Annotated in this window: 22 protein-coding genes; 8 read left to right on the top strand and 14 right to left on the bottom strand. The window is 69.7% G+C overall.

The features are described from left to right. Nucleotides 1-43 precede the first annotated feature (43 nt). A complete protein-coding gene (locus tag FSY98_RS07605) occupies nt 44-727 on the top strand; it encodes a FadR/GntR family transcriptional regulator (RefSeq protein ID WP_144875428.1) in 684 nt (227 codons plus the stop codon). On the opposite strand, the gene FSY98_RS07600 is transcribed toward FSY98_RS07605, so the two are convergent. Genes FSY98_RS07600 through FSY98_RS07575 form a run of 6 tightly spaced genes read right to left on the bottom strand, consistent with a single transcriptional unit; the run spans nt 711 to nt 7,923 of the window. Further along, nucleotides 711-1,547, bottom strand: a complete 837-nt coding sequence (locus FSY98_RS07600; protein WP_144875426.1) for an ATP-binding cassette domain-containing protein — start codon at nt 1,545-1,547, stop codon at nt 711-713. The genes FSY98_RS07605 and FSY98_RS07600 overlap by 17 nt on opposite strands. Next, entirely contained in the window at nt 1,540-3,300 is a 1,761-nt protein-coding gene (locus FSY98_RS07595; RefSeq protein ID WP_144875424.1) for a dipeptide/oligopeptide/nickel ABC transporter permease/ATP-binding protein, read from the bottom strand. Before FSY98_RS07595 ends, FSY98_RS07600 begins: the two co-directional genes overlap by 8 nt. Next, nucleotides 3,300-4,238 carry an ABC transporter permease gene (locus tag FSY98_RS07590; RefSeq protein WP_144875422.1) on the bottom strand — a complete coding sequence of 313 codons (939 nt, stop codon included), beginning with the start codon at nt 4,236-4,238 and terminating at the stop codon, nt 3,300-3,302. The genes FSY98_RS07595 and FSY98_RS07590 overlap by 1 nt, the downstream gene beginning before the upstream one ends. A gap of 52 nt (nt 4,239-4,290) precedes the next feature. Continuing rightward, nucleotides 4,291-5,814, bottom strand: a complete 1,524-nt coding sequence (locus FSY98_RS07585) for an ABC transporter substrate-binding protein (protein ID WP_144875420.1) — start codon at nt 5,812-5,814, stop codon at nt 4,291-4,293. Between the two features lie 52 nt (nt 5,815-5,866). Further along, complete coding sequence (locus FSY98_RS07580) at nt 5,867-7,396, bottom strand: carboxylesterase/lipase family protein (protein WP_144875418.1); 1,530 nt, start codon at nt 7,394-7,396, stop codon at nt 5,867-5,869. Further along, nucleotides 7,393-7,923 (bottom strand): gluconokinase, encoded by a 531-nt coding sequence (locus FSY98_RS07575; RefSeq protein WP_144875416.1) that lies wholly within the window; start codon nt 7,921-7,923, stop codon nt 7,393-7,395. Before FSY98_RS07575 ends, FSY98_RS07580 begins: the two co-directional genes overlap by 4 nt. Nucleotides 7,924-7,999: 76 nt before the next feature. Here FSY98_RS07575 and FSY98_RS07570 point away from each other — a divergent pair, with 76 nt between their 5' ends. After that, nucleotides 8,000-8,764, top strand: a complete 765-nt coding sequence (locus FSY98_RS07570; RefSeq protein WP_144875414.1) for a FadR/GntR family transcriptional regulator — start codon at nt 8,000-8,002, stop codon at nt 8,762-8,764. A gap of 96 nt (nt 8,765-8,860) precedes the next feature. Here FSY98_RS07570 and FSY98_RS07565 read toward each other — a convergent pair whose 3' ends face one another. Further along, nucleotides 8,861-9,568 carry a hypothetical protein gene (locus FSY98_RS07565; RefSeq protein ID WP_144875412.1) on the bottom strand — a complete coding sequence of 236 codons (708 nt, stop codon included), beginning with the start codon at nt 9,566-9,568 and terminating at the stop codon, nt 8,861-8,863. Between the two features lie 228 nt (nt 9,569-9,796). On the opposite strand from FSY98_RS07565, the gene rpsF reads away from it, so the two are divergent. Genes rpsF through rplI form a run of 4 tightly spaced genes read left to right on the top strand, consistent with a single transcriptional unit; the run spans nt 9,797 to nt 11,451 of the window. Then, nucleotides 9,797-10,165, top strand: coding sequence for a 30S ribosomal protein S6 (gene rpsF / locus FSY98_RS07560; RefSeq protein WP_096713566.1), 369 nt, complete (start codon nt 9,797-9,799; stop codon nt 10,163-10,165). A 5-nt stretch (nt 10,166-10,170) separates the two neighbouring features. Further along, nucleotides 10,171-10,683 carry a single-stranded DNA-binding protein gene (locus tag FSY98_RS07555; protein WP_144875410.1) on the top strand — a complete coding sequence of 171 codons (513 nt, stop codon included), beginning with the start codon at nt 10,171-10,173 and terminating at the stop codon, nt 10,681-10,683. A gap of 49 nt (nt 10,684-10,732) precedes the next feature. Next, entirely contained in the window at nt 10,733-10,987 is a 255-nt protein-coding gene (gene rpsR, locus FSY98_RS07550; protein ID WP_144875408.1) for a 30S ribosomal protein S18, read from the top strand. Between the two features lie 11 nt (nt 10,988-10,998). Next, nucleotides 10,999-11,451: a 50S ribosomal protein L9 gene (gene rplI / locus FSY98_RS07545; protein ID WP_144875406.1), complete on the top strand. Its 453-nt coding sequence runs from the start codon at nt 10,999-11,001 to the stop codon at nt 11,449-11,451. A 473-nt stretch (nt 11,452-11,924) separates the two neighbouring features. Here the strand turns inward: rplI and FSY98_RS07540 are convergent, their stop codons facing one another. Beyond that, entirely contained in the window at nt 11,925-13,694 is a 1,770-nt protein-coding gene (locus FSY98_RS07540) for a chaplin family protein (RefSeq protein ID WP_260857312.1), read from the bottom strand. A 107-nt stretch (nt 13,695-13,801) separates the two neighbouring features. After that, the gene (locus tag FSY98_RS07535) at nt 13,802-14,875 is read right to left on the bottom strand and encodes a hypothetical protein (protein WP_144875404.1); all 1,074 of its coding nucleotides are present in this window, start codon (nt 14,873-14,875) and stop codon (nt 13,802-13,804) included. A gap of 540 nt (nt 14,876-15,415) precedes the next feature. Here FSY98_RS07535 and dnaB point away from each other — a divergent pair. Continuing rightward, nucleotides 15,416-16,789, top strand: coding sequence for a replicative DNA helicase (gene dnaB / locus FSY98_RS07530; protein WP_144875402.1), 1,374 nt, complete (start codon nt 15,416-15,418; stop codon nt 16,787-16,789). A gap of 346 nt (nt 16,790-17,135) precedes the next feature. On the opposite strand, the gene FSY98_RS07525 is transcribed toward dnaB, so the two are convergent. The 4 genes from FSY98_RS07525 to FSY98_RS07510 all read right to left on the bottom strand — a co-directional run bounded on the left by FSY98_RS07525 (nt 17,136) and on the right by FSY98_RS07510 (nt 21,139). Next, on the bottom strand, nt 17,136-17,921 hold the full coding sequence (locus FSY98_RS07525) for a DNA/RNA non-specific endonuclease (RefSeq protein WP_144875400.1): 786 nt from the start codon (nt 17,919-17,921) through the stop codon (nt 17,136-17,138). 132 nt (nt 17,922-18,053) lie between these two features. Next, entirely contained in the window at nt 18,054-18,950 is an 897-nt protein-coding gene (locus FSY98_RS07520) for an SDR family oxidoreductase (protein ID WP_144875398.1), read from the bottom strand. A 46-nt stretch (nt 18,951-18,996) separates the two neighbouring features. Continuing rightward, nucleotides 18,997-20,799 carry a glycoside hydrolase family 15 protein gene (locus tag FSY98_RS07515; RefSeq protein WP_144875396.1) on the bottom strand — a complete coding sequence of 601 codons (1,803 nt, stop codon included), beginning with the start codon at nt 20,797-20,799 and terminating at the stop codon, nt 18,997-18,999. Between the two features lie 115 nt (nt 20,800-20,914). Further along, on the bottom strand, nt 20,915-21,139 hold the full coding sequence (locus FSY98_RS07510) for an RNA-binding S4 domain-containing protein (protein WP_144875394.1): 225 nt from the start codon (nt 21,137-21,139) through the stop codon (nt 20,915-20,917). A gap of 527 nt (nt 21,140-21,666) precedes the next feature. Between FSY98_RS07510 and FSY98_RS07505 the strand changes: the two genes are divergently transcribed. Beyond that, on the top strand, nt 21,667-23,496 hold the full coding sequence (locus FSY98_RS07505) for a S8 family peptidase (RefSeq protein ID WP_144875392.1): 1,830 nt from the start codon (nt 21,667-21,669) through the stop codon (nt 23,494-23,496). Nucleotides 23,497-23,673: 177 nt separating this feature from the next. On the opposite strand, the gene FSY98_RS07500 is transcribed toward FSY98_RS07505, so the two are convergent. Continuing rightward, on the bottom strand, nt 23,674-24,600 hold the full coding sequence (locus FSY98_RS07500; protein ID WP_260857311.1) for a hypothetical protein: 927 nt from the start codon (nt 24,598-24,600) through the stop codon (nt 23,674-23,676). Nucleotides 24,601-24,648: the final 48 nt, after the last annotated feature.

Here is a 24,648-nt window from a genome sequence, read left to right as displayed (position 1 = left end):
CGTCGGCGCGGGAGAGAGGCCACCGGTGTGCCAAGGTAGGGGCATGGCGCGGCTGACCCTGCAGGGCGATCTTCTGGAAGCGCTCGGACCCCGCATCGTGAACGGCCACTACCCGGCAGGCGAGGTGATCCGGTCGGAGACGATCGAGACCGAGTTCCAGATGTCGCGCACCGTGGTGCGGGAGGCGTTGAAGGTCCTCGAGTCGATGAACATGGTCAGCATCCGTCGCTCCCAAGGCTTGACGGTGCGACCGGCGGCCGAGTGGAACCTGTTCGACCCTCTCGTCATCCGCTGGCGTCTGGCGGGCGGTGGCAGGGTCGGCCAGCTGCGCTCGCTGACCGAGCTGCGGCTGGCGATCGAGCCGGTGGCTGCCGCCGGAGCGGCGGCGGAGGCGTCGGACGAGCAGCGCGCGCGTCTCATCGAACATGCGCACGGCATCACCCGCGCCGGACTCGACGGTGACGGGCCCTCGTTCCTCGCCCATGATCGCGCGTTCCACCAGCTGGTGCTCGAGGCGTCGGGCAATGAGATGTTCGCCTCGCTCAGCCGGATCGTCCCCGAGGTGTTCGATGCCTACGCGGCCGAGAGCGCCTCTCTCGACGACCCTGAAGTCGATCCGTCTCAGCACCTGCACGTGACGGTCGCAGAAGCCATCGCCGCGGGCGACGCAGGATCCGCCGAATCGGCCACACGCGAGATGCTGACGCTGCTCAGGCACCGGCTGTGAGGTCGACCGCCGCAAGGCGAGCCTCACGCCGCCGCGCCTGGATGCGCGGGTCGGGCACGGGCGCAGCCGCGATGAGCTGCTGCGTATAGGGATCCTTCGGGCTCTCGCACACCTCGAAGGCCCCGCCCTGCTCGACGAGGGATCCGCGGCGGAGGACGAGGACACGATCGGCGAAGTGCCGGACCACGGCGAGGTCGTGCGTGATGAACAGGTACGCCAGTCCCAGTCGTCCCTGCAGCTCGCGCAACAGCTCGAGCACCTGCGCCTGCGTGGAGACGTCGAGGGCGCTGGTGGGCTCGTCGCACACGATCAGCGAGGGTTCGAGCACGAGGGCGCGGGCGATCGCGATCCGCTGCCGCTGCCCGCCCGAGAAATGGTTCGGGTACCGGCTGATCGCGTCCTCGGGGAGGCCGACACTGGTCAGCAGCGAGCTCACCCGGGTCTGCGCGGCGCGCCGGTCGAGCTGCCCCTGGCCGCGGAGCGGCTCGGTCAGGCTCTCCCCGATGGTCTTGCTGGGGTTCAGCGAGCTGTAGGGATCCTGGAATACGACCTGCAGGTGGCGGGCCAGAGCGCGCTGGGTCGTGCGGGTTCGCCGGGTAACATCCGTGCCGTCGAAGGTGATGGTGCCGGCGGCGGGAGGGGTAAGGCCGAGGACCGCGCGGCCGATCGTCGACTTGCCCGAGCCGGACTCGCCGACCAGGGCGACCGTCTCGCCCGGGGCGACGGTGAACGAGACGTCGTCGACGGCGCGGAATCGGCCGCGGCGCCCCGCGGCACGGAACTCGACGCTGAGGTTCTCGACGCGCAGCAGATCAGACATATTCTCCTCCGAGCTCGACGAGGCTGGGCGTCGCGGCGATCAGCTGTCGGGTGTACGGGTGCTGGGGGTTGCTGAAGAGGTCTGTGACCGAAGCGGATTCGACGATCCGCCCCTGCTGCATCACCACGGCGCGCGAGCAGATGTCGGCGACGACGCCGAGATCGTGCGTGACGAAGATGACAGCCATCCCCGTCCGATCCTGCAGAGAGCGCAGCAGGTCGAGGATGCCGGCCTGCACCGTCACGTCGAGCGCGGTGGTCGGTTCGTCGGCGATGAGCAGGTCGGGCTCCCCGGCGAGGGCGATCGCGATCGCGACGCGCTGGGCCATGCCGCCCGACAGCTGATGCGGGAAGCTGCGCAGCACACGGTCGGGCTGAGGGATGCCGACCTGGCGGAGCAGCTCCTCGGCGGCCCGCGCGCTCTCTGCCCGAGACAGCCCGCGGTGGCGTCGCAGCGGAGCGCGCAGCTGGGTGAGGATCGAGAACGACGGGTCCAGCGCCAGCATCGGTTCCTGCGAGATCATCGCGACCTTCTTGCCGCGGATGCCGGCGAGCTGCCGTTCCGTGTACGCGGCGATGTTCTCGCCGCAGAAGACGATCTCGCCGTCGCTCACGTGGCCGGGATAAGGCAGCAGCCCGAGGATCGCCAACGCGGTCATGGTCTTCCCCGAGCCGGACTCGCCCACGAGCCCGACGGTCTCGCCGCGTGCGACGGTGAAGTCGATCCCCCGCACGACGCTGGTCGCGTCGGCACCGTGACCGAAGGTGACGTGCAGGTCGCGCACGGCGAGCACCGCGTCGGTCGAGGGGGTGCTCTCGGCTCGGGCCGCAGGAGCGGCAGATGCAGTGGCGGGCGCGCGGAGCAGGAGGCTGTAACGCTGGCGTCGGCCGTCGCCGTCACGGAGCGCGTCGCCGATGAGGTTGACCGACAGGATGGTGAGCACGAGCACGAGCCCGGTGGGGACCATCAGCCAGGCCTGCTGGTAGAGGTAGGCCGAGGCATCGGCGATCATCCCGCCCCAGTTCGGTGCCGGCGGCTTGGGCCCGAGGCCCAGGAACCCGAGTCCACCCTGGATCAGCAGCGCGACACCGAGGGTGAGGCTGCTCTGCACGATCAGGGGGCCGACGACGTTGGGGAGCACGTGCCCGAACACGATCCGGGTGCGGGAGATGCCCGAGACCCGCGCCGCGTCGACGTACAGCTCGTTCCGGACGGCGAGTGTGGAGGCGCGGACGAGGCGGATGTACGCGGCCGAGAGCAGCACGCCGAGCGCGGCCATCGACACCAGGGTGCTGCTGCCGAAAACGGCGGCGACGGCGAGGAGCACGACGATCGCGGGCAGGGAGAACAGCAGGTCGGAGAACCTGTTGGCGACGGCGTCGAGCCAGCCGCCGTTGAACCCCGCGAGCACGCCGAGGGGAAGGCCGATGGCGGCGGCGATGACGACGACCTCCACCGCACCGAGGAGGGCGTCCTGTCCGCCGAACAACAGGCGTGCGAGCACATCGCGGCCGAGTCCGTCCGTCCCGAGCAGGTGCGCCGGGCTCGGGAGCTGCAGAACAGCGGTCAGGTCCTGGGTGAGGGGGTCATACGAGGCGAGCCAGGGAGCGGCGACGCAGGCGATCACGAGCACGGCGAGCCAGACCGCTCCGGCGACCGCGAGGGCGTTGCGCCGCATCTGGCGGAGCAACGCGGAGGCTCGCCCGGGAACGGCCAGGCGGGTGGTGGTCGTGGGGGTCAGGTCGAGTGCCATCAGTGACGCACCTTCGGGTTGAGGACGGCGTACAGGAGGTCCACGAGGAGGTTGACCACGATGACGAGGGCAGCACTCGCGAGCACGACGCCCTGGATCACCGGGATGTCGTGGTTGTTGACTGCCGAGATCGTCAGCTGGCCCATGCCCGGGATCGAGAACACCTGCTCGATGATGAACGCGCCGCCGAAGAGGGCGATGAACTGGAAGCCGAGACTCGTCACGACGGGGATCGATGCGTTGCGCAGGGCGTGCTTGAGCACGATCGTGCCGCGGGGCGTACCGCTGGCGAGCAGCGTACGGACGTAGTCCTTGGCCAGGGCCTCGTTCATGGCGGAGCGGGTCTGCCGCGCGATCGCCGCGACTCCGGCGATCGCGATGGTGATGACGGGCAGCACCAGCGATCGGAGCCACTCCGCGGGGGAGTCGGTGAACTGCACGTACCCCGTGGCGGGAAGGACGGCCAGATTGATGGCGAAGACGAGGACGAGCAGGATGCCGAGCCAGAAGCTCGGCAGGGAGACCCCGAGGACCGAGACGACCTGTGCCGCGCGGCCGAGCCAGCCCCCGCGGAGAGCGCTGACCAGTCCGAGCAGGATGCCGATCGTGGCGGTGACGATGATCGCTCCGACCGCGATCGACATGGTCACCGCGAACCGCTCGCCGATCGTGCCGACCACGGAGCGGCCGGTGATGATCGACTCGCCGAGATCACCGCGCACCGCGTGCGCGACCCAGTCGCCGTACCGCTCGATCAGGGGGCGATTCAGCCCGAGTGTGTCGCGGAGGGCGTCGTACTGCTCGGCGGTGGCGTCGGGGCCGAGGATGATCGTCACCGGGTCGCCCGGTATCAGGTTGACCAGCAGGAAGGTCAGCGTGGCCACCACGAACAGCATGGGGATGACGATCAGCAGACGTCGCCCGATCACGTTCAGCATGTCCGTTCCTCCCTGCCCGTCGAGTCCGACCCGGCGACGACCATCCGACGACTCACTGGGTCGCGGTCCAGGTGTTGATGAACGGCACGACCTGGCCCTTGGTGGGCTCGACGCCGTCCATGCCGCGGTAGTACGTGTAGCCGGTGCTCTGCACGAGCGGGATGAACCACGCCTGCTCGACGACCTGCTTCGACATCTCCTGGTACGTCGTGGAGCGCTCGGCGTCGTCCTGCGCAGCGCCCTCGGTCCACAGGTCGACCATGGTCTGGTCGGTGACCTTGAACGGGTTGAGGGCGCCGGTGGGCAGGATGAGGTTCTGCGCGTCGATGTAGGCGTTGGTGGGCGTGTTCGCACCGAAGTAGGCGGGGTACTCGCCCGAGGTGCGCGCGGCGATGTAGTCCGCGCCGACCTTGTCCTCGATCTGCACGGTGACACCGATGTCGGCCAGGTTCGCCGTCATCGCCTGAAGCGGGGCGGCGAAGGTCGCGGTCGACAGGACCGGCAGGGTGAACCCGTCCGCGTAGCCGGCATCGGCCATCAGCTTCTTGGCCTTCTCGGGGTCGTAGTCGTAGTAGTCGTCGAGCGACTCGTCGTAGGCGTCGGTCGCCGGCCCGAAGATCTGGTCGGTGGGGCGACCCGGAAGCACGGCATCCGCGATCGACTCGCGGTCGATGGCGTAGTTCAGCGCCTGCCGCACCCGCTGGTCCGCCAGGGCGGGCACCAGCGTGCCCTCACGGTCTTGTAGGACGATGGAGAAGACGCCACCGGGAGCTTCGAGGATGCCGACGTTGCCGCTCTTCGCGGCATCCAGCGTCTGCGCGGTCCCGACGCCCAGGTTCACCTCGCCGGCGCGGATGGCGTTGAACGCCGCATTGGTGTCGGCGATGACTCGGAAGGTCAGGGTGTCGAGGGCGACGTTCTCGGCATCCCAGTAGTCCGGGTTCTTCTGGAACGTGTAGTGGTCGTCGACCACAGTCTTCGCGGTGTCGAGTGTGTACGGGCCGGCGCCGACGGGCGCGGCGTCGAGCGTGCCCGCCTCGATCGCGGCGGGGCTGGCCATCATGCCCATCGCCTGACTGAGGACGAACGGCATCGCCGGGTTCGGTGCCGACAGAGTGACGACCACGGTGGTGTCGTCGGGGGCGTCGACCGACGTGACGGCTGCGAGCTGCGACGACTTCGGTCCCCCGCTGCTCTGCGCGTGTTCCAGGTTGGCCTTCACCGCGGCCGCGTCGAGCGGCGTGTCATCGGTGAAGGTGACGCCCTCGCGGACGGTGATCGTGAACTCGGTGGGCGTGGTGTACTCCCACGCGGTCGCGAGACCCGGAGCGAAGCTGCCGTCGGGCTGCAGGTGGATGAGGGTGTCGTAGGCCGCCTGCTGCGACTGCAGCTGGAAACCCCAGTCGAAGGTCGCCGGGTCCCACTTCGGCGGCACGTACGCGACGGCGACCGTCAGCTCGCCGCCGGTGGTCGCCTCCCCGGCCGGGGCGTCGCTGCCTCCGGCGCATCCCGACAGGGCGAGGGCTGCGGCCGTGAGGGTCGCGGCAGCCGCCAGGGTGATGGTCCGTCTCTTCATCGAAACTCCTAGTTGTGCGGGGTGAGGGGTGAGGGTGGTGTCGTGGACCGGCTCAGGACGAGCCGTCGAGGGTGCGCCGCCAGGCGTCGCGGATCGGGCCGAACGGGTCGGACAGCAAGGTTGCGACGGGCGGCAGCGCGTAGACCGCCGCGTCGGATCGGTGCTCCGGCCACCCGGGCTCGCCGGTCCGGGCGAACGACACCCAGGCGGCGGAGACGACGTCCGCGATGCTCTGCGCCTCCGGGTCGGCGACGGCGAGCGGCACGTGCGCCACGGTGTCGAACACGAACGCCGCCTCGCTGCCGTGGAACGAGCCGATCTCCGGCCAGGCGGGGCTGACCCAGGTGAACAGGTACTGGAACGTGTCCGCGGTCGCGGCGTCGGTGCGTGCCCGGCCGACGTCTACCAGCGCGAGTGTCAGCGCCCTGTCGGAGATGATGCGCACCCAGACGTCGCGCGGGGTCAGGTCCGGGTCGGCGCTGCGGTACGCGGCGATCAGTGCGTCGCCGTCCACGCCGAGGTACTCGCGCGCACGGGTGCTCAGGCCGGCGTCGTCGAGACCGTCGAGGCTCGTATCGGCCGAGCTGAACGAGGCGATCTCACGCTCGTCGATCCCCATGAGGATCGGCATCCGCGCGCCGCGCCCGCGGGTGAGTGCCTCGTACGGGGTCTCCGTGAGGACGACGCCATCGACGGTAGGGGCGAAGCTCATCGACCGCAGGCGACCCGACTCGACCAGCTCGTGCTGCGCCTGCACGATCGCGGCCACCGGGACGCGCTGCAGATCGGCGACGAGCGAATCCGACCGCGCGATGCCGAGCTCAGCGGCGAGCAGGGCGGCGGCATCCGTCGTCTCCTCGCGTGTCGAGAGGCCGTCCAGCGGTGTGCTCTGCAGGATCGCGCGATGGAAGAGGCCCTCCGAGAGCGGCATGCCCAGGAGTGACGCGATCTTCGTCCCGCCACCCGATTCGCCGAACAGGGTGACGTTGTCGGGGTCCCCGCCGACGGCGGCGATGTTCTCCTGTACCCAGTGGAGCCCCGCCACGATGTCGAGCAGCCCAGCGTTCGGCGTCGTGACCCCGGCGTCGTCGAGATCTCCGAAGGCCGCGAAGCCGAGCGCGCCGAGGCGGTGGGTGATCGAGACCATGACGACGCCGTGGGTGGAGGCGAGCGCCGACCCGTCGGTGCGCAGGGTCGCCGATGTCCCGTGATCGAACGCGCCGCCGTGCACCCACACCATCACCGGACGTGCGGGGGCCGGGGTCTCAGCGGGAGCCCACACGTGCAGGGTCAGGCAGTCCTCACCCTGGCGCTGCCCGTAGGACTCGCCGAAGGTCGCGTCATACAGCTGGGGCCGCACCGTCTTCAGAGACATAGACGAGCCGGTCGGTTGGGGTGACATCGCTCCCCAGTCTGTCGCGTCGCGCTCGCCGGACCACGGCGTGAGCGGCTGCGGCCCACGGAACCGCAGATCGCCCTCGGCGGGAGCGGCGTACGGGACCCCCCGGAATTGGATGACGTCACCGACGCGCACCCCGCGGAGGTCGCCCTGGTGGCTGTGGAGGATGGGAGCGGCGGTCATGCGTTCACCTGCATCTCGGGGGTCGTGGTCCGGGTGTCGATGCGGTTGAAGAGGTTCACGAGCACGGTCTCCAGGTCGTCGGCGGCATCCACGGTCAGTCCGGTCTCGGACTCGTGCAGCGGTTCGAGATCAGCGATCTGGGAGTCCAGCAGGTCGGTCGGCATGAAGTGGTCGCGCTGCTGCATCCGCCGGCGGAGGGTCTCGGCATCGGCGTGCAGGTGCACGAACAACACCTCCGACCCAGCGGAGCTCAGGACGTTGCGGTACTCGCGGCGCAGGGCGGAGCAGGCCACGACCGTTCCGGTGCCCGGGGCCGCCTCGGCCATCCACGCACGCACCGTCTCGAGCCACGGTGCCCGGTCGGCGGTCGTGAGCGGGATGCCGGCGCTCATCTTGGCGATGTTGGCGGCCGGGTGGAAGTCGTCCGCGTCGGCGAAGGTCCAACCGAGGTGCGAGGCGAGACGCGGCCCGACCGAGCTCTTGCCCACACCCGAGACGCCCATGACGACGACGTGATCGATACCCATGTTCAGCTCCTTCGATGATGACTGGGACCGATCGAAAGCGTAAAGTACTATTTATGACAAAGCAACCCCGAGCGCAATGAAGCGCGAAACTCTGCAGAGTGATCTCCTGGAACGGCTGGGAGCGCGGATCGTCGCAGGCGCAATCGCTCCGGGGACGATCCTCCGAGCCGAGCTCCTCGAACAGGAGTACGCCGTGTCGCGCACCGTCGTGCGGGAGGCGACCAAGGTGCTCGAGGCCATGCGGCTCGTGCGCATCCGCCGCGCCGTCGGCATATCCGTCCTCCCGCGATCCGAATGGAACGCCTTCGACCCGCGCGTGATCCGCTGGCGCCTGGCGAGCGGCGACCGGGCACGCCAACTGCAGGCGCTCACCGAGCTGCGCATCGCGGTCGAGCCGGTGGCGGCCTTCCACGCGGCGACGAACGCCACCGCCCGTGAGCGGACACGACTCGAACGTCTCGCCCATGACCTGTTCCGGTCGGGCAGCGCCGGCGACCTCGACACCTTCCTCGACCTCGATATCGCGTACCACCAGCTCCTGCTCCGAGCATCGGGGAACGAGATGTTCGCGGCGCTCACCGAGGTCGTGTCCGAGGTGCTCACCGGGCGGACGGTGCATCACCTCATGCCGCAGCATCCCAAAGCGCAGGCCACCGAGCTGCACATCGCGGTGAGCGCAGCCGTGGCGGGTGGCCAGTCGTCGAGAGCGCGGTCGGCGATGAGGTCGCTGCTCCTGGAGGTGCAGGAGGTCGTTGAGGGGATCCAGGACACGGACGCCCCATTTCGAGCCTCGACCACCGATGCCGGCGCCGAACGCGGTCATCCTTCGACCGAGAGGTGACCGACGACGGGCGCCGCACAGGCATGACGCCACGCGACTGCGGATACAGAGAAGCGGGCCGGGGCGTCTGCCCCGACCCGCTTCGTCACACCTCGATCAGAGCGGTGCGACGATGTCCTGCTCGACGTCCCACTCGGTGACCTCCATGGAGGTCTCGATCGACTGGCCGCCGGCCTCGGCGGTGCCGGTGGAGGCGAGCACTACGTAGTCCGAGGTGACCTCGTACACGACGTCGACCGCGACGCCCTGCATCTGCGTCGTGCCGCTCACCAGGAACACGTCCTGGCCGAGGCGCGAGCCGGTGCCGGTGACCGTGAACTCGCCCGTGAGGGTGCTGGCGGCCTGAGCCGGGTCGGTGTCGGCGATGGTCGACGCGCCCTCGCTCAGCGCGGCGATGATCGGGTCGGACGAGTTCGGGTCGGCGGTCTGCCACTCGCTCGTCGACGACTTCACCCAGACGTCGTCGCCGATCGCGATGAGCGAGCCCACCGGGGTGATCGACTCGATGGCATCCGTCGACGGGTTGTAGCGGGCGGTGGTGTCCATACCCAGAATCGACGTCTTCGCGGCGTATCCCTTGGTGTCGGTCATGGCCTCGGCGATGCACGGGCCGAGGTCCGCGCCGTCGACGGTCGCGCCTTCGGCGAGCTCGGGGCAGTCGGACGTGGGAGCGGTGGTCTCCTCGGCCGCGGGCGTGGACGATGCGGTGTTGTCGCCCTTCGGCTCGTCGGCGGGTGCGGAGCACCCGGTGAGCAGGACGGCGGCTGCCAGGACGATCCCGGCTCCGATCTTGTTGACGCGCATGCGCGTTCCCCCTTCGGTCGTCTGTGGGCGCTGGCGATCAGCACGCACCACACCAGCATGCCAGTCCGTCGTGGACCGGATGGAAGCAGCCCAGAGGAAACTCCGCTAGACTGACGAGGTTGTCTGCCCTCCGGCATCCATTCGGGCGCCCGGTCGGACGACGTGCTACACACCCTCCTGCTTCCGGGAAAGTCCCGGAAGCCGTTCTAGTCCGAAGGAGGTGGGTAAGTGACGCACCAGTACGAACTCATGGTCATTCTGACCCCTGAGATCGACGAGCGACAGGTCGCTCCTACACTCGACAAGTTCCTGAAGGTCATCACCAACGATGGTGGCTCGATCGAGAACGTCGACGTCTGGGGTAAGCGCCGTTTCGCCTACGAGATCCAGAAGAAGACCGAGGGCATCTACGCCGTCGTGAACTTCACCGCGACCAGCGAGGCCACGCAGGAGCTCGACCGTCAGCTCAAGCTGAACGAGCAGATCATGCGCACCAAGGTGCTGCGTGCCGAGGAAGCTCAGGCGATGATCGCTTCCGAGGCCAAGCGTGCCGAGGAGAAGGCTGCTCGCAAGTCCGCCAAGGCAGCGAAGGCGTAAGTCTCATGGCCGGCGAAACAGTCATCACCGTGGTGGGAAACCTCACGGCCGACCCCGAACTGCGCTACACGCAGAACGGACTGCCGGTGGCGAACTTCACCATCGCGTCGACCCCGCGCAACTTCGACCGTCAGGCGAACGAGTGGAAGGACGGCGAAGCGCTGTTCCTCCGCGCGTCGGTCTGGCGCGAGTTCGCCGAGCACGTGGCGGGTTCGCTGACCAAGGGCATGCGCGTCATGGCGCAGGGCCGTCTGCGTCAGCGCTCCTACCAGGACCGTGAGGGCAACCAGCGCACCGCGATCGAGCTGGAGGTCGACGAGATCGGCCCCTCGCTCCGGTACGCGACCGCGCAGGTCACCCGTGCGGCGTCGAATGGCGGCGGCGGTGGCGGCGGCGGACAGTCCCGTCCCGCTCAGCAGCAGCAGGTGTCGGAGGAGCCGTGGTCCACGCCCGGCTCGTCGACCAGTGCCGATGCCTGGAGCACTCCGGGCAGCTTCGGCGACGACACCCCCTTCTGAATCAGATCTCCGGATGCTGCGGCATCCGTCTCATAACTAAGGAAAACCAATGGCTGGAAAGTCGAGCGGCGACCGCCGCAAGCCGCGGAAGGGCGCGAAGAACGCCGCTCCCGCGAAGTCGATCCGGGTCGGTCTCATCGATTACAAGGATGTCTCCACCCTTCGCAAGTTCATCTCGGAGCGTGGAAAGATCCGCGCCCGTCGTATCACCGGTGTCTCCGTGCAGGAGCAGCGTCTGATCGCTCGCGCGATCAAGAACGCTCGCGAGATGGCTCTCCTGCCCTACGCCGGCGCTGGCCGCTGAGGGGTACCGACATGGCAAAGCTGATTCTCACGAACGAGGTCGCCGGGCTCGGAAGCGCCGGTGACGTGGTCGAGGTCAAGAACGGGTACGCCCGTAACTACCTCATCCCCCAGGGCTTCGCTACGGCGTGGACCCGCGGTGGCGAAAAGCAGGTCGCTTCGATCCAGGCTGCTCGTCAGGCTCGCGCGATCCACGACCGCGACGAGGCCGTGGCCCTGAAGAACTCCATCGAAGACACCAAGGTCCGTCTGGCCGTCAAGGCAGGCAACGAGGGTCGTCTCTTCGGTTCGGTCAAGACCGCTGATGTCGCCGACGCTGTCGCGGCCGCCGGTCTCGGCTCGATCGACAAGCGTAAGGTGCACATCACGTCGACGATCAAGTCGGTGGGAGAGCACGAGGCCACCGTTCGTCTGCACGACGACGTGACCGCTGTCATCACCCTGCAGGTCGTCGCCGCCAAGTAAGCGCGTCGTCTGACGAACGCCCCCTGTCCTTCGGGACGGGGGGCGTTCTGCATCCCTTCTCCACTCCCGCGAGCCCGGTCGCGCTCAAGCGGTGACTCGTCCTGCCTTCGTCCTGGCTTCGCCCCCCGTTGTCGTTCCCGCCTGGGGCGCCGAAACCCATCACCCGCGCCGAAGCCCCGGTGTCGTTCCCGCTTCCGGCGCCGAAACCCACCACCCGCGCCGAAGCCCACCACCCGAGACGTACGGGGCGATGGGTCTGGACGCGGGTGGTGGGTCTCGGCGCAGGGAAGGGGAGGGGCGAGGATGCCGAGGGCATGGCGGATGCCCCGTGCTGGGGACACGGGGCATCCGCAGTCTGCGCGGCGTCGCGAACGGCGGGCGAGGAAGGGGTTCCCCTCCCGATGGTCAGGGACCCGCGCACCGGCGGTGCAGCATCTTCTCCCCCGAGGACGACCGCACCGCCGGGACCTGGGTCACGCGGTCATGCGGCGTCGCACCAGCATCCCCGCTCCGAGGAGCAGCAGGAGGGCGGCGAGAGCTGCGAGACCGGTGGACGAGGCGTCTCCCGTCTGCGCGAGACCCTGCGAGGGACCGGCAGCCGCCACGGCGCCGCTCGACGACAGCGCAGTTGCCGTCACCGACGTCGACACGCCCGCGGTCACACCGGGGTTGGTGCCGGGGTCGGTGCCGGGGTCGGTGCCGGGGTCGGTGCCGGGGTCGGTCCCGGGGTCGGTGCCGGGGTCGGTCCCGGGGGTGGTGCCGGGGTCCGTTCCGGGGGTGGTGCCGGGGGTGGTTCCCGGGTCGGTTCCCGGATCGCTGCCAGGACCGGTCACCGTGCTGTCTCCGCCGACCGAGACGGCGTTGCCGCCGACGGTGATCGGAAGGGTGATCGGCGCGGTGATCTGGGTGCCGCCGAGGATGCCGTCGTCACCCGAGGTGGTGCCGCCGGTGGAGGTGGCGCCGGTGGCGGGTGCTGCCGGGGCGGTGCCGCTGGTGGCGTCGCTGTCTCCGAGGACGGAGATGGCGTTGCCGCTGGCGTTCACGGGTGCGGTGACGGGGGCGGTGACCTGCGTGCCGCCGAGGATGCCGTCGTCACCCGAGGTGGTGCCGCCGGTGGAGGTGCCGCCGGTGGCGGGTGCTGCCGGGGCGGTGCCGCTGGTGGCGTCGCTGTCTCCGAGGACGGAGATGGCGTTGCCGCCGGCGTTCACGGGTGCGGTGATCGGCGCGGTGACCTGCGTGCCGCTCGCGACGCCGTCGTCACCGGAGGTGGTGCCGCCGGTGGAGGTGCCGCCGGTGGCGGGTGCTGCCGGGGCGGTGCCGCTGGTGGCGTCGCTGTCTCCGAGGACGGAGATGGCGTTGCCGCTGGCGTTCACGGGTGCGGTGACGGGAGCGGTGATCTGGGTGCCGCCGAGGATGCCGTCGTCACCGGAGGTGGTCGCGCCCGTGGAGGGGCCAGCCGAACCGGTAGCGGGTGCTGCCGGGGCGGTGCCGCCGGTGACGTCGCTGTCTCCGAGGACGGAGATGGCGTTGCCGCTGACATTTACCGGCGTCATGACGGGAGCGGTGACCTGCGTGCCGCTCGCGACGCCGTCGTCACCCGAAGTGGCCGGTGCTACCGCATCCGTCGTGCCTGTTCCGGATGCCGGTGCCGCGCCGCCCTCGTCGGTCGACGCGCTGTCGCCGAGGACCGAGATCGCGTTGTCCGTCACGGTGATCGGGACGTCAACGTCGACGAGGGCCTGTGAGCCCGAGAGCACGCCGTCGTCTCCGCTGGTGGTGTTCGACGGGCTGGCGGCGGGGGCTGCCGGCGACGCCGCGGGTGCGGCGGGTGCGCTCGTCGAGTCTCCCAGGACGCTGATGCCGTTGCCGCTCACTGTCACGGGAGCGGTGACGGTGACGACCGCCTGGGTGCCCGAGCCGGTGCCGTCGTCCCCGCTCGTCGAGGGAGCAGGCGCCGGTGCGGGTGCTGGAGCAGGCGCCGGAGCGGGTTCCGGAGCAGGCGCCGGTGCGGGAGCGGGTGCCGGTGCGGTCTCCGGTGCCGTCTGCGCGGATGAGTCTCCGAGCAGGGAGATGGCGTTGTCGACGATCGTGACGGGCACCGAGATGGGGGCGTCCGCCTGTGTTCCCGAGAGCAATCCGTCTACTCCCGAGGTGTCGGCCGCATTGGCGGCCGTCGCGCCGAACAGGGTGACCCCGCCGGCGATGAGCGTGCCCCACAGGGCCCGCTTGAGGATGGTACGCATGATGTTCGTCTCCTGACTGGAACTGGGTTGTCTGAGGTGGATGCACGCGAGGTGAGTGCGCGCGCAGCACAGCATCTGTCGCTCACCAGGAGCGACCGGACAACCCGTCAGTCAGGGGAGACGTCGGTGTCGGCGACCAGCGATGTCGGCAGGACATCATCGGGTGCGCCGGGGGTGCGCTCCACGGAGAGGAGCGCGGGGATTCCCACGTCGCTGAGACGCGCGTGGGACAGACCGAGGGAGCCGCCGGAACCGGCGGACGCGGGGGCGACCGGGGCCGCAGGGGTGCCGACCGGAGAGGGAGCCGGGATCGGCTCCTCCTCGGATGCCGGCGCACGGGTGGTCGAGATCGGGGGGAGTGCCGCGTCCGGTTCCGGCGCGGCGATGGCACGGCTCCCGCCCGCGGCGGAGGCGTGGGTGCGGCCGGGCTGCGCCAGTGAACCCACCGGCACGGATGCCGCGGCATCCGTCATGTCCGGGACACCATCGACCCCTGCGGGATCGGGCACGACGGTCGCGACGCCTGGCCGGGGGGCGACCGTGTCGATCACCGGCGGAACCGCGTTCTCGACGACCTCGCCGACGATGGTGGTGGTCTCGTCGACGACGCCGACGACCTCGGGCACGAGCTCGTCTACGCCGAGGTCGTCGATGAGGCTGCCCACGACGGGGAGCGTCGACACGGCATCCTGCACCGGGCGGATGATCTGCGAGACCGGTGCGTTCTGCAGCAGGTCGGACACCGGAGCGACGACGGCCTCAGCCGTGTCGGTCACGGTGTCGACGACGTGCTGGGTGGCGGGCCCCGCCACGGGGACGGCTGCGACGGTCTCGGTCACGGTCTCGATCACGACGGGAACGGTCTGCTGCACGGGGGCGACGACTTCGGTGACGACGGGGGCGACGACTTCGGTGACGACGGGGGCGGCGACCTCTGTGACGACGGGGGCGGCGACCTCGGTGACCACGGGAGCCACGACCTCCGCAGCAGCGGGGGCGACGGTGGAGACCGTCTGGCTCACGAGGGAGGAGACCCCCTCGAGGAGAGGAGCGTCGCCCTGCTCGTCGGCATGTGCGGAGGAGCCGCCGGTGATGATCGTAATCGTCGCCCATGCGAGCGCGCCCAGGCCACCCCAGAGGACCGCGGCGGGTACGCCGCGTCGGGTCGCTTGAGCATTCACGTCGGCTTCCCTCCCCGAAAGACCTTCGTTCCGACGCATCCTGCGCCGATGTGGGGGAGACGATACTCCGCGGATTTGGAGTTGTCCAGACCGATCTGCTAAAGGACATGTGACCGTTCGCGCACGATTCGGGTCATCCCCAACACCGACGCGCCCGGTGAAATCTCCGCTTGACTTTGCCCGGGTTCTACACATCCCGTCCCAGATGTGATGAACCTTCAATGTGCACTTGAAGCACTTTCCCATCCACAGGGTGGGGAAACGGTAAATCCCTGATCAAAAGCAAAAAGAAAAGTTCTCTGCCCAGTAGTCCACCGGGTTATCCACACCCGTTCTGCACAGACACTCCGGACTTCTCCGCACGCTCTCCACATGGTTATCCACAGGCCGTGTTGCGACCGAAAACACCCGCTCGTAGCGTGGTCCAGCGACCCGATGTCGGAAGCCCGTGATTTGCTGCGCAGATCGTCTTCCGACCGGAATCAGAGCGCGACGCGGTCGCGGCGCGCACCGGGGGACAGTCGCAGCGAAGGGAGCAGTGTGTCGATCGCCGACATCTCCGAGGAGCGCCTCGGGGGCCAGCGCAAGCCTGAGCGCACCCCGCCGCACGATCTGCTGGCCGAGCAGAGCGCGCTCGGCGGCATGCTGCTGTCGAAGGATGCCGTCGCCGATGTGATCGAGACGCTCAAGGGCGCCGACTTCTACATCCCGAAGCACGAGCTCATCTACGAGGCGATCCTGTCGCTGTACTCGCACGGCGAGCCGACCGACGTCGTGGCCGTCACCGACGAGCTCATCAAGACCGGCGAGCTGAGCCGGGCGGGCGGCGCCGACTACCTGCACACGCTCACCTCGATCGTCCCGACCGCCGCCAACGCCGGCTACTACGCGGGCATCGTCTCGGAGCGCGCGATCCTGCGGCGTCTCGTCGACGCCGGTACGCGCATCGTGCAGCTCGGATATGACGGGCAGGGCGATGCCACCGACATCGTCAACAACGCGCAGGCCGAGATCTACTCGGTCACGGGCTCGGAGACCGCCGAGGACTACGTCCCGCTGACCACCGCCGTCGACGCCGCCATCGAAGAGATCGAGGCGGCCAACGGCCGCGACGGCTCGATGACCGGCATCCCCACCGGCTTCAAGGAGCTCGACGAGCTGACCAACGGTCTGCACGGCGGGCAGATGATCGTGGTGGCCGCACGACCGGCCATGGGTAAGTCGACCCTCGCGCTCGACTTCGCGCGGGCGGCGTCCATCGGGCACGACTACCCGTCGATTTTCTTCTCGCTCGAGATGGGCAAGAGCGAGATCGCGATGCGTCTGCTCAGCGCCGAGGGTGCGATCCCGTTGCAGAATATGCGCAAGGGAACCCTCGACCCGCGCGACTGGACGACCGTCGCCTCGACTCGCGGTCGCATCAACGACGCACCGCTCTACATCGACGACAGCCCGAACATGACGCTCGTCGAGATCCGCGCGAAGTGCCGGCGCCTCAAGCAGCGCGCCGGTCTCAAGATGGTCATCATCGACTACCTCCAGCTCATGACCTCGGGCAAGCGCGTCGAGTCGCGTCAGCAGGAGGTGTCGGAGTTCTCGCGAAGCCTCAAGCTCATCGCCAAGGAGCTGCAGGTCCCCGTCATCGCGCTCTCGCAGCTGAACCGAGGGCCCGAGCAGCGGCAGGACAAGAAGCCGGCGATCAGCGACCTGCGTGAGTCCGGGTCGATCGAGCAGGACGCCGACATGGTCATCCTGCTCCACCGCGACTCGGTGTACGACAAGGATGTGCGACCGGGCGAGGCAGACCTGATCGTCGCGAAGCACCGTAACGGTCCGACCGCGACGATCACCGTCGCGTTCCAGGGTCACTACTCGCGCTTCGCCGACATGGCACCCGGCGGCGACTTCAACTGAGTCGCCGCGCGCTCGCCGACACGCCACCCGTCGGCGCGGGATGGGCGGCCGTCGAGAGCCGGAGCGTCCGGAGTTCCGGCGCTTCTTGACGACGGTCGGTTGCAGGCGAGACGCCCCCACCACGGGGGAGGCGGCGGAAAGGGCGCCCCGCCTGACGCCGCCATAGGAGCGACGCCACAGCCGCGCACCGTGCGGTGCGAGTGCTGTTTCGCAAGCGTGACACCCCCGCGTCCCCCGCGCAAGAGGCTGTGTTCATCGGTATACCGGTCGGAGGGATGCGCGCCTCCTCGGCGCGATGGCGAGCGGCCCAGAACCGAGCGGGCCCCGCCTTCCACGGAGGCGAGACTCAGAGCACGATGTCCGCCGCGGTCGTGAGCGGGAGGCGTTCGGTCGGCCGCGACGCACGTCGTCGCAGCACATCGGCATCCGTCAGCGGTCCGAGGTCGATGCCCGTGAGCGTCGCAATCTCGGCGACCGGCAGCTGGAACGTGCGGAATCCTCCGAGCGGCGTCGCCGCCCGCAGTCCGTCGGAGAGGTCGACCAGATCGGACTGGTCGAGGAGGAAGCCGGCCGCGGCGAGTCCGTCTGCACCCTGCCACGCAGCGATCTTCCAGAACTGCAGAGGGAGGAGGATGCCGCGGTACGGCGGGTCGTCGTCGCCCAGCACCGGAGCGGTGAACACGGAGATCCGCTGATCCGTCGACTCCGCGTAGGAGAGCACATGATCTTCGAGGCCGAGCCAGAGCTCCTTCGACTGATTGAAACCCGCGGCCTGGGGTGCCGCGTTCGGATAGAAGAACGTCGCCTCCATCGCCGCTCGCCCCTCGGCGGGATCGCCCCATCCCGGGTCGCGGCGACGCACCAGGTGCCCTCGGTCGAGATCGTTCCGCGCGTACACCTCGGGACCGGTCTGCAGATCGGCGTCGATCCGCGGATCGAGCCGCCACTCGCCGGTGCGCCCGAGGTCGAGCAGACGCTCGCCGTCGATGTTCACTCCCGTGACCACGGCCAATCGCCGCCCGGGATCGAGCAGCACCGTGAACCGTGGGTACGCCAACGCGCGCACCGCGCGGGCCGATACCGGCAGCGGCACTCGTGTGGCGAGGAAGTCGGGGTCGTATCCGTCGGGCATGCGCTCATCGTGCCCCGACCCACCGACATACGTCGAGACCTGCCCTTATCGCCGAGACCCCCTCTTACGGACGCAAGTAAGAGGGGGTTTCGGCGGTACTACGGGGTCTCGGCGATGCGAGACCCATCCCGATCACGGGGTGGGCATGCCGCCGTTCACGTTGAGCGTCTCGCCGGCGACGTAGCTCGACTCGGCGGACGCGAGGAACACGTACGCCGGGGCGAGCTCGGCCGGCTGGCCCATGCGCCCGAGCGGGGTCTCCTCGCCGAACTGCTCGATCTTCTCCTGCGGCTGTCCGTCGCTCGGCTGCAGCGGCGTCCAGATCGGGCCGGGTGCGACGGCGTTCACGCGGATGCCCTTCGGCGCGAGCTGGTCGGCCAGGCCCTTCGTGAACGCGTTGATCGTCGCCTTGGTCGACGCGTAGTCGACGAGGATGCCCGACGGCGAGTACGCCTGGATCGACGTGGTGTTGATGATGGTCGACCCGGGCTTCAGGTGCGGCAGGGCGGCCTTCGTGATCCAGAACATCGCGTAGACGTTGGTCTTGAAGGTGTCGTCGAACTGCTCGTCGGTGATGTCGGTCAGCGACTCCTGGTAGATCTGCTTGCCGCCGTTGTTGACGAGGATGTCGAGTCCGCCGAGCGCACCGACCGTCTCAGCGACGAGGGTGCGGCAGTACTCGGGGTCACGCAGGTCGCCAGGGAACTGTGCGACCTGCACACCGGCCTCGCGCACGATCCCCGCGATCCGATCCGCGTCCTCCTGCTCCTCGGGCAGGTACGAGAGCGCGACGTCGGCGCCCTCACGGGCGAAGGCGATGGCCGCGGCTGCGCCGATGCCGGAGTCGCCACCGGTGATGAGCGCCTTGCGGCCCTTCAGACGGTCGGAGCCGCGGTACGACTCCTCGCCGAGATCGGCCTTCGGGGTGAGATCGGCGTCGAGGCCCGGTTCGGGCATCTGCTGCTTCTGCGGCTGGATGTCGGAGTAGAGCTCGGCGGGGTTTGCGAAGGTGTACTGGTCACGAGACATGGTGTGTCCTCTCCTTGTTTTCCGGTCTGTGGTCGGTCGTGATCGATCAGCTGTCGGGCAGCAGATCGTCGGGCATGACCTCGCGCATGGTCATCGCGGCGGTCAGGAACGCCAGATGGCTGAGCGCCTGCGGCGTGTTCCCCCACGCGGAGCCGTCGTCGGCGTCGATCATCTCGGCGTAGATGCCGACGTCGTTCGCGAGGGCGAGCAGCTGATCCATCCGCTCGCGTGCCTCCTCGTGGCGGCCGACGCAGGCGAGCGCCTCGGCCAGCCAGAACGCGCACGCGACGAACGTCTTCTCCTCGACCGACACACCGCTGTAGCGGTAGAGCAGCGGCCCCGCCCCGAGCTCCTCGATGAGGGCGTCGATCGTCGTCGACATGCGCTCGCCGCGGTCGAATCCGCTGGGGGCGTGCAGCAGCACGGAGGCGTCGAGGGTCTCGGCCCCCGCGTAGAACACGTAGGCGGCGCGCTCCTCGGACCAGCAGTTCTCGTCGATCCATTGACGGATGCGGTCGCGCTCGGCCGTCCACCGGTCGGCGCTGCCCGGGATGGCACCGGCTTCGCAGAGGGCGATCGCGTCTTCCAGCGCCTTCCAGCAGCCCATCTTCGACGAGGTGTAGTGCCGTTCCTCCGGCAGTTCCCACATGCCCGAGTCGGGGTTGCGCCACACGTCGCAGGTGCGGTCGGCGATCTGCGACAGCATCCGTCCCGTGGCGATGTCCAGCACGTTGCCGGCGTCGACGTAGGTGCGGCAGATCGCCATGAGGTCGCCGTATACGCCGAGTTGCAGCTGTTCGCCGGCCGGGTTGCCGGTGACGACCGGCGTGATGCCGTTCCACCCCGACACGTCGTACTCGGTCGGCTCCGGCACGAGACCGCCGTCGAGCGTGTACATGACGTGCAGGTCGTCACCGTGGCGGCGGATCGTCTGCAGCAGCCACGACAGGGCGGCATGCGTCTCTTCCCGCAGGCCGAAGCGCACGAGCGCGTGGGTTGTATACGCGAGGTCGCGCACCCAGGCGTGCCGGTAGTCCCAGTTCTTGCCGCCCTCGGGGCTCTCGGGCAGCGAGGTCGTGGCGGCGGCCGCGATCGCACCGGACGGGCTGTAGATCAGCAGCTTCAGCGCGAGGGCGCTGCGCTGCACCTGCTCGCGCCAGGGGCCGTCGTACGAGAACACCCTCGACCAGTGCTGCCAGTGCGCGATCGTGCGGTCGATGCCGTCGTCGACGTTGTACGGATCGGGGAGGTGCAGCGGCTCGTCGTGGGTGGCGGCGATCGCCAGCAGGTGACGCGAGCCGGACGACGTCGTGAACTCGCCGGTGAGCTCGGGGCCCAGGGGGGCGGTCGGGTCGGGGTCGGCGGGACCGTGCTCGAAGCCGGTGAGGGCGAAGGCGGTCTCGCCGCTCCGGATGACGTCGCCGTGCTGCGTGCGCTCGAGCCAGGGGGATGCCGTCTGCAGCGAAGATCCGGGCTGCACCCGCCACCGCATCGCCACCTCGCCCTCGACGCCGTCGATGCGTCGGGCGAGCTCGGCCCACGGCATCCGTCCGGCGACGCCCGAGACCATGGCGTCGATCACGCGCACGACGCCGTCGTCGGTGGTGAACGTCGTCTCGAGGACGTTCGTGTCGGGGACGTACCGTCGCTCCGCACGGAACTCCGCGACCGGGCGCAGCTCGAAGCAGCCGCCGGTGTCGGCGTCGAGCAGTCTGGCGAACACCGGCAGATCGGTGAGATCCGGCAGCGGCAGCCAGTCCACCCGGCCGTCCTCGCCGATCAGGGCGACCGTGCGGCCGTCGCCGATGGGCGCGTACGAACCGATCGGTCGGACGGAGGGGGAGGGCATGGATTCATGCTCGTCCCGGCGCCGAGAACGCGCAAAGCCTTGCGCGCAGGTGGGGGTGTGGGTTACACGCGTGCGCGGTGGTCTGCGCGTGCGCGTGCGCGGAGAGCGGAGGCGCTCAGGGGCGTACCCGCACCGTCCGCCCGTCGACGGTGACCAGGTCGCCGTCATGCAGCTGCCGACCGCGGCGGCGGTCGATCTCGCCGTTGACCTTCACGAAGCCGTCGATGATGACCTCCTTCGCGTCGCCGCCCGAATCGAGCAGTCCGGAGAACTTGAGGAACTGACCGAGGCGGATCATCTCCCCGCCGATGGAGATCTCGGTCGTGTCGGAGTGGGACATGCCTCGATCGTAGTCGGCGGGCACGCGGCGGATCATCGTCGGCGAGCGGGGAGGATCCTCATTCACGAGCAGAGCGGCCGAGGCGTTCGCGCGCCCGACCCGGACCGGGATCGCCTCGGAAACGCTTCATCCCGGCATATTTCGCGCGAGGCAGCGGCCACCCGGCGACCGCATCTTGCTCGCCGTACACGAGGGGGAAACCCCCGGAATTCCGGGATTTATCCACGGACACGAGCGGATTCGGACGCATCCCCACGGCGCTCGGCAGGCCGGCCGGTGCTCTTGACGCACTTTCCCCGTCCGCCTTAGGTTCGTCGCGAACGACACCCCAGGTCGTTCGACAGGCACCGTGGCCACGATGCCGCCCATCCCCCGCCGACGTCCGTGAGCGACGCGGCATCCGCAGCGATCGCGCTCGGCGCGCTGCCCTCCGACGCGCCCGTCCCCCCGACGGGTTCGCTCGCTGACCCCTCAGCGAGAGCGCCTCCCCGGGCGCTGCCTCACCCCCCCCCACGAGAGGAAGAACCGTGTTCACACACACCCCGTGGCGCACCGTCGCGCCACGCATCGCCGCAGCATCCGCTGCCGCACTCACCTGTCTGGCACTCGTCCTGACGCCGTCGTTCGCGAGCGCCGACGACGACGAACCAGTGATCGTCGGTGCCGACTCCGAATCCGCCGTCGACGGCGAGTACCTCGTGGTGCTCAAGCCGCAGTCGGCTCTCGGTGCGGCCGACGACATCGCCGCCGCGCTCACCGACGCCGTCGGCGGCGACATCCGCGCCGTCTTCAACACGGCGCTCGACGGATACTCGGCGACGCTCACCGAGGCCGAAGCGCTCGCGATCGCCGCAGACGACAGGGTCGATCACGTGGAGCAGGCGCAGCGGGTCTACGCGATCGCCGAGCAGGTGAATCCGCCCAGCTGGGGCACGGATCGCGTCGATCAGCGCACCCTCCCACTGGACGGCCGGTACCGGTACCCCGACTCAGCCGGAGCGGGCGCGAACGTCTACATCGTCGACTCCGGCATCCGTCTCACCCACTCGGAGTTCTCGGGACGCATCCGGCCCGGGTACGACGCGGTGACCGCGGGCGGCAACGCGAACGACTGCAACGGCCACGGCACGCATGTGGCCGGCACCGCGGTCGGCACCTCCTACGGCGTCGCGAAGAAGGCGACGGTGTACCCGGTGCGCGTGCTCGATTGCAACGGCGAGTCGCTGAGCACCACCATCCTCGAGGGCATCGAGTGGGTCGCGGAGAACGCCGTGCGCCCCGCCGTCGTCAACTACAGCGTCGGATGCCGCAGGGCGTGCTCGATCCCGGCGGTCGATGAGGCCGTGAAGCGCCTCGTCGCGTCGGGGATCACCTGGGTCTCCGCCGCGGGCAACGCCAACGAGGACGCATGCCGATTCAGCCCGCAGCTCGTGCCCGAGACCATCACCGTCGGCAACACGACCCGGACCGACGGCAAGGCGCCGACCAGCAACTGGGGCAGCTGCCTCGACGTCTGGGCACCGGGAACCGAGATCACGTCGTCATGGTTCACGTCGGACACGGCCGCGGCATCGGTCACGGGGACCTCGATGGCCTCACCGCATGTGGCCGGCGCTGCGGCCCTGGTGCTCGGCGCGACCCCGTCGGCGACCCCGGCACAGGTGCACGCCGCGATCGTCGACAACTCCACCTCGGGCAGGATCACCGGGCTCGACGCCTCGTCGCCGAATCGGCTGCTGTACACCGGCTTCGTCGGCGGCACGACACCGCCCGCAACCTCCGCGGTCGACCTCGCGGCGGTCTCCGATCGCACGGGGGTGGTCGGGCAGGCCCTGACCGTCGCGCTCAGTGCCACGGGCGGCGCTGCGCCGTACGTGTTCTCCGCATCCGGCCTTCCGGCCGGACTCGCGATCGACACCGCCACCGGCGTGATCTCGGGAACCCCCTCCGCGGCGGGCAGCTCGACCATCACGGCGACCGTGCGCGACGCCGGATCACCGGCGACGAGCGACACGTCGACCTTCCGGCTCGCGGTCTCGGCCGCGCCCGTGACCCCGCCGAGCACGTGCACGGGGACGACGGTGAGCGCCGGGTCGCTCGCCGCAGGGCAGCAGGTCGTCTCGACGTCGTTCACCCGCGCGGCCGGTGCGATCGAGGTCTGCCTCGACGGCCCGACGGGCGCGGACTTCGACGTCTACCTGCAGCGCAACTACTCGTTCCTCGGGTGGATGACCGTCGCGCAGGGCACCTCGGCCAGCCCGGATGAGAAGTTCAGCTACACCGCCGGTGCCGGTTCGTACCGCCTGGTGGTCAAGTCCGACTCCGGCTCGGGGGCGTACACCGCGACCGTGAGGTAGCAGACGAGATGGTGGGCGGGGCGGATGAAGGCGCCCCGCCCACCAGTGCCGTCCGCGAGGGGAGGACGGCGGTGCTGCGACCGGTCGACACCCCTGCCGTTTCCGGTCGCGGTACAAGAACACCATGACCGCGTTCACGCGGCTCGCGCGTGACTGTGAACGAGGGGCGCGTGCCGGTCAGTCGTCGGAGTCGGTGCCGACGACGGCGAAGTCGGTGCCGAAGTCGATATCGATCGAGCGGCGGTCGCCGGTCGTGAGTTCGGCGTCGTAAGGGCTCGATGCGTCGTCGTCGGCGCCGAGGTCGGTGATCAGGCCGTCGGCCTCGTCGAGGGCCGCCGCGACGAGCGCGCGGATCGCCGCCTCGTCGAGCACGTATGCGGGGGCGGTGTCGTCGTCGTCGTCGCCGTCCTTCGTCGAGACGACGGACGCCTTCCCCTCGCGGTCGACGCGTACCTCGGTCTCGCCGCCGGTCGCGGTCGTGAGCTCGACCTCCCAGGCGCCGTCGCGCTTCGCGTCGATCGACGTGACATCGCCGTCGGCCGCGCCGCGTGCGGTGTTCGCGATGTCGACGAGCTCGTCGGCGGATGCCGTGCCGATACCGGTCGCGGGGCCGTTGCCGGGTCCGGCGGCCGGGCCTCCGTCGGGGCCGTCCGCGGGGCCGTCGTCGTCGCGACCGTCGCCGCGGTCCTCTCCGGGCCGCCCTCCCTGCTGACCCTGGCCGGGAGCTCCCTCATCGTCGCGAGGACCGTCGGAGGATCCGGGGCGGTCGTCGTCGTCGCCGATCTCGTCGCCGATCGCCGCGCCGACCGCGACGCCGCCACCCGCGAGCAGCAAGGCCGCGAGGACGCCCCCGCCGATCAGCAGGCCACGCTTGCGGCGGTTCGTCGCCGCCGGCGCGGGCTCGGCCTGGGCAGCCGCGGGCGCGGGGTCGGCCGCGGGCGTCGGGTCGATGGGTACGGTCGCATGGTCGGCGGGGGAGTCGGATGCCGGGGCGACGGGAACCGTCGGCGCATCCGGAGACGAGAGCGGGGTGGTCTCGTGCGTCGCGCGCGCGGCATCCTCCGGCTCGGGGCTGTGGTCCTGGTTCGGGGTCTTGTCGTTCATGTCTCCGATGGTGTCGGAGGGGCGCTGAAGCGAGCCTGAAGCGACCTG

Origin of the sequence: Microbacterium sp. 1.5R, from assembly GCF_007667425.1 — a bacterium.
Classification (GTDB): domain Bacteria; phylum Actinomycetota; class Actinomycetes; order Actinomycetales; family Microbacteriaceae; genus Microbacterium.
This window is presented reverse-complemented; position numbering and strand designations above follow the sequence as displayed.